General features: G+C 62.6%; 12 protein-coding genes. 8 read left to right on the top strand and 4 right to left on the bottom strand.

Annotated features, from left to right (window positions below):
* Positions 1 to 110: 110 nt before the first annotated feature.
* From BLU76_RS11090 to BLU76_RS11070, 5 genes are all read left to right on the top strand, one after another.
* Positions 111 to 794, top strand: coding sequence for an SOS response-associated peptidase family protein (locus tag BLU76_RS11090; RefSeq protein WP_092222735.1), 684 nt, complete (start codon positions 111 to 113; stop codon positions 792 to 794).
* Between the two features lie 17 nt (positions 795 to 811).
* Entirely contained in the window at positions 812 to 1,690 is an 879-nt protein-coding gene (locus tag BLU76_RS11085; protein ID WP_092222733.1) for an NmrA family NAD(P)-binding protein, read from the top strand.
* 74 nt (positions 1,691 to 1,764) lie between these two features.
* Positions 1,765 to 2,145 (top strand): RidA family protein, encoded by a 381-nt coding sequence (locus BLU76_RS11080; RefSeq protein WP_079301342.1) that lies wholly within the window; start codon positions 1,765 to 1,767, stop codon positions 2,143 to 2,145.
* Positions 2,146 to 2,410: 265 nt separating this feature from the next.
* Positions 2,411 to 2,962, top strand: a complete 552-nt coding sequence (locus BLU76_RS11075) for a thioesterase family protein (RefSeq protein WP_092144521.1) — start codon at positions 2,411 to 2,413, stop codon at positions 2,960 to 2,962.
* A 239-nt stretch (positions 2,963 to 3,201) separates the two neighbouring features.
* Positions 3,202 to 4,965 carry an L-lactate permease gene (locus BLU76_RS11070; protein WP_092222731.1) on the top strand — a complete coding sequence of 588 codons (1,764 nt, stop codon included), beginning with the start codon at positions 3,202 to 3,204 and terminating at the stop codon, positions 4,963 to 4,965.
* 161 nt (positions 4,966 to 5,126) lie between these two features.
* Here the strand turns inward: BLU76_RS11070 and BLU76_RS11065 are convergent, their stop codons facing one another.
* Positions 5,127 to 5,462 (bottom strand): hypothetical protein, encoded by a 336-nt coding sequence (locus BLU76_RS11065; RefSeq protein ID WP_063320519.1) that lies wholly within the window; start codon positions 5,460 to 5,462, stop codon positions 5,127 to 5,129.
* A gap of 246 nt (positions 5,463 to 5,708) precedes the next feature.
* On the opposite strand from BLU76_RS11065, the gene BLU76_RS11060 reads away from it, so the two are divergent.
* Positions 5,709 to 6,365, top strand: a complete 657-nt coding sequence (locus tag BLU76_RS11060; RefSeq protein WP_092222729.1) for a polysaccharide lyase family 7 protein — start codon at positions 5,709 to 5,711, stop codon at positions 6,363 to 6,365.
* Positions 6,366 to 6,383: 18 nt separating this feature from the next.
* On the opposite strand, the gene BLU76_RS11055 is transcribed toward BLU76_RS11060, so the two are convergent.
* The 3 genes from BLU76_RS11055 to BLU76_RS11045 form a co-directional block, all read right to left on the bottom strand.
* Positions 6,384 to 7,616, bottom strand: coding sequence for a nucleoside permease (locus tag BLU76_RS11055; RefSeq protein WP_092222727.1), 1,233 nt, complete (start codon positions 7,614 to 7,616; stop codon positions 6,384 to 6,386).
* Between the two features lie 239 nt (positions 7,617 to 7,855).
* Positions 7,856 to 8,935 (bottom strand): sugar phosphate isomerase/epimerase family protein, encoded by a 1,080-nt coding sequence (locus BLU76_RS11050; RefSeq protein WP_092222725.1) that lies wholly within the window; start codon positions 8,933 to 8,935, stop codon positions 7,856 to 7,858.
* Positions 8,932 to 10,107, bottom strand: coding sequence for a Gfo/Idh/MocA family protein (locus tag BLU76_RS11045; protein ID WP_092222723.1), 1,176 nt, complete (start codon positions 10,105 to 10,107; stop codon positions 8,932 to 8,934). Before BLU76_RS11045 ends, BLU76_RS11050 begins: the two co-directional genes overlap by 4 nt.
* A gap of 166 nt (positions 10,108 to 10,273) precedes the next feature.
* On the opposite strand from BLU76_RS11045, the gene BLU76_RS11040 reads away from it, so the two are divergent.
* Both BLU76_RS11040 and BLU76_RS11035 read left to right on the top strand, forming a co-directional pair.
* Positions 10,274 to 11,272 (top strand): LacI family DNA-binding transcriptional regulator, encoded by a 999-nt coding sequence (locus tag BLU76_RS11040; RefSeq protein ID WP_092144511.1) that lies wholly within the window; start codon positions 10,274 to 10,276, stop codon positions 11,270 to 11,272.
* 234 nt (positions 11,273 to 11,506) lie between these two features.
* A complete protein-coding gene (locus tag BLU76_RS11035; RefSeq protein ID WP_092222719.1) occupies positions 11,507 to 12,457 on the top strand; it encodes a TAXI family TRAP transporter solute-binding subunit in 951 nt (316 codons plus the stop codon).
* The last annotated feature ends 8 nt before the right edge of the window (positions 12,458 to 12,465 follow it).

Here is a 12,465-nt window from a genome sequence, read left to right as displayed (position 1 = left end):
GCTCGGACCTACATGACACCGCTGAAAGCCATGCTGACGCGCTTCGACGTCACGGCTTGAACAGCGGGTGGATCAAGGCTTCTTTGCGTTCACTGCCGGGAGTTTTCGTTATGTGTGACGGTCTTGTTCAACACGTTTCTTCAAAAGACTCCCTGGCGTATTTCGCCCAGCGAGACACGCCCGGCAGCCGTTTCGGTGCAAGCGTGACGCCCTTGGACCTGTACGTGACAACGCCGCCCAAGGTCCAGGAGCGCCAGAGTCTGATCAAGCCAAACATGCAGGTCAGCGCCATTCGTCGTCGCGGTGGGCACTTGGAGTGCATCAAGGTTCGCTGGGGTTGGTCGCCAATCTGGTCGGTCGGGACGATGCCGCCCCTGACCCATCTACCCTTGCATCTGGTGATGCGCTCCAAGGTCTTCGACCCCATCAAGCACGAAGGCCGCGTATTGGTTCCCGTGGAGGGTTGGTATGAGTCACAAGCCCCCGCCTCGCCCTCCCAGGCGCAACGCCTCACCTACACGACCGCCCGGCAGTCGGTCCCGATTTTCCTGGCTGCCCTGGCCCAGGCCAGCGAGACCCCGTTTGGCTGTGACGGCCTGACCCTGGTGACGTATGGCGACATCGCCAGCCAGCAGCAGCGGGTACTGGCCTTCAGTGCCGAAGATGCGCTCGAATGGCTGGAGCCCGCGCTGGGATGGGAACAGGCACAACAGCTGGCCGCACGCCTGAACGGCGCGCAACCGCACCTTGAACCGGCAATGACAACCCACCGTCCGGCCCAGGGCGGACTTTGACTTCGGGAGATAAAGCCATGTACGTGATCATGGGCGCCACAGGTCACGTTGGCTCGGCCACAGGCCGCGCCTTGCTGGCGCCAGGGCATGCCGTGATTATCATGACCCGCAACGCCACCCACGCCACTGAATGGCGGGCCAGGGGCGCTCAAATCGTCGAAGCGGACGCCGAAAACGTCGAGTCGTTGCGCGCAGCGTTTCGGCTCGGGCGCAGGGCATTCATTCTCAACCCGCCAGCGGCTCCCAGTACCGATACCGATGCGGTGGAACGGCGCACGGTCGCCAACATCCTGGCCGCCCTCGACGGATCGGGTCTTGAGAAAATCGTCGTGCAATCCACCGCCGGCGCCCAGCCTGGCAGGCGTATCGGCGATCTCAGCGTCTTGTGGGAATTGGAAGAAGGGCTGCGCAACCAGTCGATCCCGGCGGCGATCAATCGCGGCGCTTATTACATGAGCAACTGGGACAGCCTGCTCGATACCGTCCGCGAGACCGGCAAGCTGCCGACGCTGTTTCCAGCCGACCTGGCCTTCCCCATGGTTGCGCCTCGGGACCTGGGCGAAGTGGCGGCCGCGCGATTGCTATCGTCGGTGGATGACATTGGCGTGCGTAACGTGCAGGGGCCTGGCCTGTACTCGCCCAACGATGTGGCGCAGGCTTTTTCCCAGGCGCTCGACCGACCGGTCGAGGTACAGGTGATACCCAGGGACCGATGGGAAAGCACCTTCCAGAGCCTCGGCTTCAGCCCCGCTGCGGCGCAATCCTATGGGCGCATGAGCGCCGTCAGCCTAGACAGCGGCTTCGACGTGGGCGACGACGCCTTGCACGGCACCATGACGCTTGAGGCCTACATCCAGGCACTGGTGCAAAACAACAGGCTGGGAGCGCACGGATAAAGGAATGCAGGAACGGCGCGGCAATGAACGGTAAACTGCGGCGCTCCTTTTTCTTTTCCAGCATGAGGTTTTGCATGAGCAACCCAGACATCACGTTTATTCCAGATCCGGATGCGGACTCCATTTCCTCCGACGTCGCCGGTTTCGGCGGCCTGCTGGTTTCCACGCAAATCCCCACCCACGCCGATGGCAGCCTGGAGCTGGGCGACATCACCCTGCAGAGCGAATGCACGCTGCAAGCCCTCAAGACTGCCTTGGAAGGCGCCGGCAGCTCCATGGACCGGGTCCTGCACCTGACCATCTACCTGACCGACATGGCCGACCGCGCCGCGTTCAACGAGGTCTACAAACGCTTCTTCGCCAAGCCTTGGCCGGTTCGTGCGGCGGTGGGTGTGGCAGCGCTGGCGGTTGAAGGCATGAAAGTGGAAGTGACGGCGATGGCGGCGAAGGGCTGAACGAGCGCCTTGCACCTTTGTAGCGCTGCACTGCTTTTGTGGCGAGGGAGCTTGCTCCCGCTGGACTGCGCAGCAGGCCCAGTTCTTTTGTTTCGACCCAAACTCTTGGAGCGGCTCGCCATACAGCGGGCCCAAGCTCCTGGCCACAACAGCCGCTCGAACATGCCCCAAATGCGCGATTGCCACGCAAATCGTCACTTTCGCACCTAGCCCGCTTCCTGCACGGGGTCTAAAGTGCGCCGTTTTCCCTCTTCACGGCCTCCTTATGAATCTCTGGTTTCGACTGTTGCTGATGCTGTTCCGCCGCCCGTGGCGCAAGCCGGCGGCGCCCCTGGACACCACGGTGGTGCGCATGCGGGTATGGCCGCTGGACCTGGACCTCAATCGCCACGTCACCAACGGACGCTACTTCACGTTGGCCGATGTGGGACGCATGGATTACGTGCTGCGCAGCGGCGCCTACAAAGTGGCGTTGCGCAACCGGGCGGTGCCGATCGTGGGGGATGTCTGGGGCAAGTTCAGGCGGGAATTGAAACTGTTCGAGGCGTTCGAGGTGCACACCCGCCTGCTCGGTTGGGACGAAAAATGGACGTTCATGGAGCACCGTTTCATCAGCCAGGGACGTGTGGTCGGGGTGGTGATCATGCGCGGCCTGTTCCGCTCGGCCAAAGGCACGATTGCACCGGCTGAGTTCATCCGCGAGTTGGGCCTGGCCGAACAATCGCCCGCCGTGCCCGACTGGCTGGTCGCCTGGTCGCAAAGCTGCGACGGCTTGAGCCTCGAGCTTCGCCAGGAGGAAGGTGAGCCCCCACGCTAGCCAGCACACCACTTACCTGTGGCGAGGGAGCTTGCTCCCGCTGGGTGGCGAAGCCGCCCCAAGAATTTGTGCTTAAACAAAAAACTTGGGCCTGCTGCGCAGTCCAGCGGGAGCAAGCTCCCTCGCCACAGGGGCTTACCCCAGGCCTCTGCGCCATTCCCCTCGCCAATCCCCGCCTATACTTCTCTGCCAATCCCCCCGGGGCCTGCACTTCCAACAATAAAAAGCAGAGGTGGAACATGGTCTGGCAACAAGTCTACGATCCCTTCGGTAATGCGGTGCTGTCGACGCTCCTGGCGGCGGTTCCAGTGGTGGTGATGCTGGCGTCCCTGGCGTTCTTTCATGTCAAGGCGCACCTGGCGGCGTTGATGGCCTTGGCCTCGGCCTTGCTGATCGCCATCTTCGCCTTCGGCATGCCCGCCGGCATGGCCGGGTCAGCGGCACTTTACGGCGCGGCCAACGGCCTGTTGCCCATTGGCTGGATTGTCCTCAACATCATCTTCTTGCACCGCCTGACCACCGAAAACGGCTCGTTCAAGGTCCTGCAGGATTCCCTCGCCCGCATCACCGACGACCGACGCCTGCAATTGCTGTTGATCGCCTTTTGCTTCGGTGCGTTCTTCGAGGGCGCCGCGGGTTTCGGGACGCCGGTGGCGGTGACCGGGGCGATCCTGATCGGGCTGGGCTTCTCCCCCTTGGCCGCCTCGGGCCTGGCGCTGATCGCCAACACCGCGCCCGTGGCCTTCGGCGCCCTGGGCACGCCGATCATCACCCTGGCCAAAGTCACCGGGCTGGATGAAATGGAGCTGTCGATGATGGTCGGTCGGCAGTTGCCATTTTTCTCGGTGCTGGTGCCGTTCTGGTTGATCTGGGCGTTTGCCGGGTGGCGCAAGATGCTGGAGGTCTGGCCGGCGATCCTGGTGGCCGGTGTCAGCTTCGCCATCCCGCAGTTCCTGGTGTCGAACTACCACGGGCCGATGCTGGTGGATGTGATTGCCGCGCTGATTTCCATGGCCTGCCTCACCGGTTTCCTCAAGGTCTGGAAACCGGCCACGGTGCACACCTCCGCCGCGCTGTCAGGGCGGGTCGACAACTCGAAGATCGACGCCAGCGAGGATGAAAAACCCGTCGCCAGCGCGGCATTTTCCAGCGACACCCGCTCCGCCGTGGGACGGGCCTGGATGCCCTGGATCATCCTCACAGTGTTCGTGTTCGCCTGGGGCACCCAAGGCTTCAAGAACCTGTTCGACACCCGTCCGGCCATCGACCCCCAGACCCAATCGGCCCGACTGGATCCCCAAGGCAAGCCGATGCGCGAGGCCAATCCGATCTTCTCGCCCCTGCTGACCTTCGGCACCATCCACCAGCAGATCGAAAAAGTCCCGCCCGTGGTGCCCCAGCCTAAAACCGAGGAAGCGGTCTACAAGTTCAACTGGTTCACTGCCACGGGCAGCGGCATCTTCCTGGCGGCGATTCTCGGTGGCTTGCTGATGGGCTATTCCATCCCGCAACTGCTGCACCACTACCTGCGAACGCTCTGGGTGGTGCGCTACTCGCTGATTACCATCGTAGCAATGTTGGCCCTGGGGTTTCTCACGCGCTACTCAGGCCTGGACGCGACCATGGGCCTGGCCTTCGCCGCCACGGGCATTTTCTACCCCATGTTCGGCACCTTGCTGGGCTGGCTCGGCGTGGCGCTGACCGGTTCGGACACCGCCTCCAACGTGTTGTTTGGCGGCTTGCAACGAGTCACGTCCGAGCAACTGGGCATCAGCCCGGTGTTGATGGCCGCGGCCAACAGTTCCGGTGGGGTGATGGGCAAGATGGTCGACGCGCAGTCGATCGTGGTCGCCTCCACCGCGACCCGTTGGTACGGTCACGAAGGCGAAATCCTGCGCTACGTGTTTTTCCACTCGGTGGTGCTGGCGATTCTGGTGGGCGGGCTGGTGACGTTGCAGGCGTATGTGGCGCCGTTCACGCATATGGTGGTGGGAGGACAGTGACAGAGGATCGGGCATGATCGGGCTGTTGTGGCGAGGGAGCTTGCTCCCGCTGGGCGGCGAAGCGGCCCTTTTGCGATCGCTGCGCGATCGAGCGGGAGCAAGCTCCCTCGCCACAGGCAAGCGCCCTTACAACCGGCGCTCACCTACTCTAAAGCAGGGTGTCACTGAACGCTTTTCAGCTTGACCACGTCACCGGACACCGAGGTGGTGTAACCGGTCAGGACCCAGGCCCAGAACCAGTTTTCCTGGACTTGGGTGTTGATCATGGCGTCGCCGCCCTTGGCCTTGATCGCCGCGGTCTGGGCGCGTACGAAACGGTTGTTCTGGCGAATCGGGATCACGCCGAACAGCAACAGGCCGGTGGCCTTGGCTTCACTGTGGCCGACAACGGTGTATTGGCTGCTGTCGTATTGCTGGGTTTTCATCGGGGTGCCGGTGCAACCCGCCAGGGCCAGGCCGAACAGTGCGCAGGCGACAACTTTGCTGATTTGATTCATTTGACGCTCCATGGAAAGACGCCCGGGATCCGTCTCTCGGGCGGCGCGTACTCTAACCGATCAGCAACAAATTGACACACGATAATCCGCCCAATTCAGTGCCTGAAAGGCTCATCGCAGAGCCATCCGTCAGGTGCACCTCCAGCGAAACAGCCCATCGTCGATAACATGAAAACTGCGCCACGGAAGGCAGTTTCTGTCTTGACGGCCGCCAGGTAACGGCCGGTCCCGTTGGAGGGTTTTATCATGATTGACCTGACTGTCTGGAACATTACCCTGCCCGTGCAAACGCCGGCGCAGGTCGTGGCGACCAAAGCCATGCCAACCCTGAAAAACAAGTATTTCGACAATAACGGCCAGCGGATCGTCTTCTGGGCGCCGGTCACCGGTTCCCATACCGGTAAAAGCGAATACCCGCGCTCCGAGCTGCGGGAAACCAGCAAGGACGGCAAGCTGCGCAACTGGCGCTACAACAGCGGCACCAATACCCTCAAGGGCACCCTGGCGGTGAACCAGGTGCCTTCCGAAGGCCGGGTGGTAGTGGCGCAGATCCACGCCAAGGACGCCCCTACGCCGTTGTTGAAACTGGTGTACCGCTACGCCAAGGGCACCGGCAATATCGACGTGGAATACCGGGTCAAGCCCAAGGACAAGAAGAGCCCGGTGATCTACACCGTGCCCAACGTGCCGCTGAACAAGGCCTTCTCCTATTCGCTGCAAATGGACAAGCAAGGCAAGCTCTCGGTGCTGATCGGCAACGCGGGTAAACAGGTGAAGTTGGACCCGTCCTGGTACGGCTATAACTTCTATTTCAAGGCCGGTGTCTACACCTTGGACAACAAGGGTTATTCCAACGAAGGCGGGAAAGTGACCTACACCAAGCTGGACGTCAGTCACAAATGACTGACGCCCAGCCCTGCTTCAAGCCTTTGACGACGCAGCGAGCGCTTGCTGGCCGCGGAAGGTAAACAGGAAGCAGAGCAACACCAGCAGCGCGAAACCGGCCGGGAACAGCCAGATGCTCTGCCAGTCATGACCGCCCGCCACGACAAAGTGATCGGTCACCTGCCCCGCCACCCAGAAGCCGATCAGCATCCCCACACCGTAGGTCGCCAGGGTAATCAGCCCCTGGGCCGAGCTGCGAAAGCGCTCCGGTGCCTTGGCATCGGTGTAGATCTGCCCCGAGACAAAAAAGAAGTCGTAGCAGATGCCATGCAGGGCAATGCCGGTGAACAGCATGAACGCCAGGTCGCCGTTATTGCCGTAGGCGAACAACAGGTAGCGCAACGCCCACGCCAACATCCCCACCAACAGCGCCAGCTTGATGCCGAAGCGCTGGATGAACAGTGGCAACAGCAGCATGAACAACACTTCCGAGACCTGCCCGATGGCCATCTTCGCCGTTGGGTTGGTCATCCCGGTTTCGGCCAGGAACGGGTTGGCATTCTGGTAATAGAACGCCAGGGGAATGCAGATCAGGATCGAGGCGATGAAGAACACCAGATAGCTGCGATCCTTCAACAGCCCCAACGCGTCCAGCCCCAGCAGCTGCCTGACGCCGCCCGCCCGGGCCTGTTCCTTGAGCGGCGCCGTGGCCGGCAGCGTGAAGCTGTAGAGCCCCAGGGCCAGGGACGCGATGGCCGCCATCAGGAACGTATTGCGCAAGCCGCCTGCCGAGATCGCTTCGCGCGAATCCCAGGCGAACACAAAACTGATCACCACGCCCGCGACGATCCAGCCAATCGTGCCCCACACCCGGATACGGGAGAACTCCAGCGCCGGATCGCGCATCTGCCGGAAGGCCACTGAATTGACCAGGGCCAGCGTCGGCATGTAGACCACCATGTACACCAGCACGTACGGGTAGAACACACTGAAATCCGCCGCCGAATACAGCTGATACAGCAACACCGCGCCGAGCAGGTGCAACACCGCCAGGATCCGTTCGGCGTTGAAGAAGCGGTCGGCGATCAGGCCGATGACGAACGGCGCAATGATCGCTCCCCACGATTGCGTGGAGAACGCCATGCCGATCTGCCCACCGCTGGCGCCCAGGGTGCTGGAGAGGAAGGTGCCGAGGGTGACGAACCAGCCACCCCAGATAAAGAACTGCAGGAACATCATCACGCTGAGGCGTGCATTCATCGTGGTCATGAGCGTCACCGTTTTATTGTTGTTCTTGTGAAGAAAAAAGCCTTGCACAGCTTTTGTGGCTTGCTTTTGTGGCCTGCTTTTGTGGCGAGGGAGCTTGCTCCCGCTGGGCTGCGCAGCAGCCCTCAAAACAGTCACCTCGGCCTACATCTACCTGATCCACCGAGTTGTCAGGTTTTAGGGGCTGCTTCGCAGCCCAGCGGGAGCAAGCTCCCTCGCCACAGGGTCTTGGGGTGGAGCGGTTACCTCAACAGGCCCAACAACCGCCGGTTGGAATCCTCATCCGCCGTGACGCTGGCAAAATCATCGAACGCCTTGCCGGTCTTGCTGATCATGTGCCGCTGGATGAACGCTGCCCCTTCTGCGGCGCCCTGTTGTGAATCCTTCAAGCAGCATTCCCATTCCAGGACCGCCCAACCGCTGAAATCGTATTGGGTCAGTTTGCTGAAGATCGATTTGAAATCGATCTGGCCATCGCCCAACGAACGGAACCGCCCGGGCCGATCGACCCAGCCCTGGTAGCCGCCGTATACCCCGGAACGGGCATCGGGGCGGAATTCGGCGTCCTTGACGTGGAACATGCGGATGCGCGCGTGGTAGCGGTCGATGAAGCCCAGGTAGTCCATCTGTTGCAGCAGCAAATGGCTGGGGTCGTAGAGGATCGCCGCCCGTGGGTGATGATCGACCGCCTCCAAAAAGCGCTCGAACGATGCGCCGTCATGGAGGTCTTCGCCGGGGTGGATTTCGTAGCACAGGTCCACCCCCGCCACGTCGAAGGCATCGAGAATCGGCAACCAGCGCCGGGCCAGTTCGGCGAACCCCTGCTCCACCAGACCCGCCGGCCGCTGCGGCCAAGGGTAGAGATACGGCCACAGCAGCGCGCCGGAAAACGTCGCATGGGCCTTGAGACCCAGCCGCTGGCTGGCACGGGCGGCCAGCTTGAGTTGCTCGATCGCCCACTCGGTCCGCGCCTGGGGCTGGCCGCGCAAATGGGCCGGGGCGAAGTCATCGAACAGCGCGTCGAACGCCGGGTGCACTGCCACCAACTGGCCTTGCAGGTGCGTCGATAACTCGCTGATCTCGACACCGGCCTGGGCACAGGTGGCCTTGAGCTCATCGCAATAGGCCTGGCTCTCGGCGGCCCGGGCCAGGTCAATGTATTGGGTGCCCGATGTCGGCAGCTGAATGGCCTTGTAGCCTTGCGACGCCGCCCACTGGGCGATGTTGGCCAGGGTATCGAACGGCGCTTCGGCGGACATGAATTGCGCCAGGAAAATACCTGGGCCACGCAGGCCGCTCGGTGGTGTGTCGAGGGTATTCACAACAGGGATGCTCCGGTTTGCACGGTGGTCCACTTCGCGTCGCCACGGTGGTTGAGGATGGCGGCCTCGATGAATGCCATGCCACGCAAGCCGGTCTCGATGCCGGGTACGCCTGGGGCGTCGGGGCCTTCGACATGGCTGCGAATAGCGTGGGCGAAATCGCCGTAGAGGTTGGCCATGGCTTCCAGGTAGCCCTCGGGATGCCCGGCCGGCAGGCGCATGCGCCGCGTGGCCGCCGCGCACAGCCACGGCTGGCCGACGCCGCTACGCAGGATGCGCAAAGGCTGGTCGAAGGCGCGATGGATCAGGCTCGCCGGTTCTTCCTGGCGCCACTCCAAGGCGCCCTTATCGCCGTAGACGCGAATCTTCAGCGGGTTCTCTTCGCCGGTGCAGACCTGGCTGGCGATCAACACGCCGCTGGCACCGCCCGCCATCTTGAACAGCATCGCGACGTCGTCATCCAATTGCCGGCCCGGCACATGGGTGCCCAACGTGGCGCATAGCTGCTGGATAGGCTGGTCTGCGACGAACTCGGCGAGGGAAAACGCGTGGGTGCCGATGTCGCCGATGCAACCGCCCAGGCCGGACTGCCCGGGGTCGTCGCGCCATTCGGCCTGTTTATTGCCCTGGGCGGCGACATCCTGGCAGAGCCAGCCTTGGGGGTACTCGACCAGCACTTTGCGCACCTGGCCGATCGCGCCCGAGCGCACCATCTCCCGGGCCTGCCACACCATGGGATAACCCAGGTAGGTATGGGCCAGCCCGTAGAGGCAACGGCTGCCTTGCAGCACTTCCCTGAGGGCCAGCAACTCGTTGAGGTCCAGCGCGGCGGGTTTCTCGCTGAACACATGGAAACCGGCTTTCAAGGCCTCGCTGGCGATGGGTGCATGAAGATGATTGGGGGTAACAATGACCAGCAATTCCATGCGCTGATCAAGCGGCAGCAGCGCTTCGGTGTCGAGCATCTGCTGCCAGTCGTGGTAGCAACGGGACGCGGCCAGGCCCAGGGCCGCGCCGGTCTGCCGAGTGTTGCGAGGGTCGCGGCTGAATGCGCCGCAGACCAGTTCGAAACCGCCATCCAGGCCCGCGGCCTGACGGTGGGCCTGGCCGATGAACGCGCCCTCTCCACCGCCGACGAAGCCCATTCTTATTTTTGGTGCTACAGGATTCATCGTGTTTGTCTTCCTGTCAGGATGATGATGTAACCGGTTACATCATGGCGAAAATCTAGGCTCAGTTTCCCCGCGTGTCAAACCCACAGGGTTCACCGTGGAATATTTGTGAGGCGCTCAACCTGCGGTAAGCTCCCCACCGTACCCCCTGTTCCCCGAGGTGATTTTGTCCAACATTCGTGAGGTGGCCCGGCTGGCGGGTGTTTCGGTGGCCACGGTGTCCAGAACCCTGAAATCGCCCGAGCGGGTACTCCCCGAAACACGGGACAAGGTCAACGCGGCGGTGGAACAGGCCGGCTATCGGCCCAACCTGATGGCGGTGCAATTTCGCTCCCGGCGCACCGGCAACCTGGTGATCCTGGTGCCGGCCATCGCCAACACGTTTTTCGCCCGGGTCATCAGCGGCGCGCAGCAGGCCGCGCAGGCGGCGGGTTATCGATTGCTGTTGTGCGACACCCAGGGTCGGACGCAGATCGAGCGGGAATTCGCCGCCCTGGTCTACGCCCACCAGGCCGACGGGGTGATCCAGTTGCGCGCCAGCGATCCTTTCGAATCGATGCCGGCAGGCATCGAAAGCCTGCCGCTGGTCAACGCCTGCGAAGTGGTCAAGAACGCCCCCTACCCGACCATCAGCCTCGACAACCGCGCCGCCGCCCAGGCCATGACCGAGCACCTGATCGGCCTCGGCCACCGCCGCATCGGCATCATCAAGGGGCCACGCAGCAGCCCCCTGACCCTGGATCGCGTGGCCGGCTACCAGGATGCCCTGAGCCAGGCCGGTATCGCCGTCGACCCCAGCCTGATCTGCCATGGCGACTTCACCTTGAAGGCCGGTGATGACGGGGCCGGCGCGATGTTGGCGCTGGCCGACCGCCCCAGCGCACTGTTCTGTGAAAACGACGAGATGGCCATCGGCGCGCTCAGGCGCATCAAGCAAATGGGCCTGCGGGTGCCCGAGGATATTTCCCTGGTGGGTTTTGATGACATCCCGTTCGCCGCCTACTGCGACCCGCCCCTGACCACCATTTCACAGCCTGCCGAAATCTTTGGGGAAAAAGCGGTGCAGATGCTGATTGCTCTGATCGAGAAGAAGCCGATTGCCGAGCGGCATGTGGTGTTGCCGTTCGAGTTGACGGTGCGAGGCAGTACGGCGCCCCAGGCCTAACAAGGGACCAGTGGCGAGGGAGCTTGCTCCCGCTGGGTTGCGCAGCAGCCCCGAAAGAGGCTGACGCAATTTTTCAGGCAGACCGTGCTTGTCGGTTTTACGACGGCTGCGCCGCCGAGCGGGAGCAAGCTCCCTCGCCACAGAAGCCTTTACGGCCACTCGACTCGCCATCACCCGCGCTTGAACTACAGTGGAAAGACTCTGCATAAGCCATAACAAGACGGAGAGGTCCCCATGCGAGTCAACAAGCACTTCACCCTCCTGGCCGCCGCGGCAGCCCTGGTGGTCAGCACCACGGCCCAGGCCGCCCCGGTGTACATCAACATCCTCACGGGCGGCACCAGCGGGGTTTATTACCCGATCGGGGTCGGGCTTTCACAGATCTACAGCAACGGCATCCAGGACGCCAAGACATCGGTGCAAGCCACCAAGGCTTCGGTGGAAAACCTCAACCTGCTGCAAGCCGGTCGTGGTGAGCTGGCCCTGGCCCTGGGCGACTCGGTGGCGGATGCCAAGAACGGCGTGGAAGACGCCGGTTTCAAGGCGCCGTTGACCAAATTGCGCGCCATCGCTGGCGCCTATCCCAACTACATCCAGATCGTCGCCAGCCAGGAGTCCGGCATCAAGACATTGGCCGACCTCAAGGGCAAGACCGTTTCCGTCGGCGCGGCAAAATCCGGTACCGAACTCAATGCCCGGGCGATATTCAAGGCTGCGGGGCTGACCTACCAGGACATGAAGGTCCAGTACTTGCCGTTCGCCGAGTCGGTGGACTTGATCAAGAACCGCCAACTGGACGCCACACTGCAGTCCTCGGGCCTGGGAATGGCGGCCATTCGCGACCTGGCCTCGACCATGGCGCTGAGCTACGTAGCGGTGCCCACCGATGTGGTGGAGAAAATCGGCAACCCGGCGTATCAGAGCGCAATGATTCCGGCCAATACCTACGATGGTCAGGCGGAGGCCGTACCGACGGTGGCCATCACCAACATCCTGGTCACCCGCGAGGATGTCCCGGATGAGGTGGCGTACCAGATGACCAAGCTGCTCTTCGAGAACCTCACTCGCCTGGGCACCTCCCATTCAGCGGCCAAGGACATCACCCTGAAAAACGCCGCGAAGAACCTGCCGATCGCACTCCACCCCGGTGCCGAGCGCTACTACAAGGAAGTGGGCGCGCTGTAACACCCTGC

The organism is Pseudomonas sp. NFACC08-1, assembly GCF_900106735.1.
Taxonomy (GTDB): domain Bacteria; phylum Pseudomonadota; class Gammaproteobacteria; order Pseudomonadales; family Pseudomonadaceae; genus Aquipseudomonas; species Aquipseudomonas fluorescens_Q.
The sequence above is the reverse complement of the archived record's forward strand: the minus strand, read 5'-3'. Positions and strand labels throughout refer to the sequence as shown.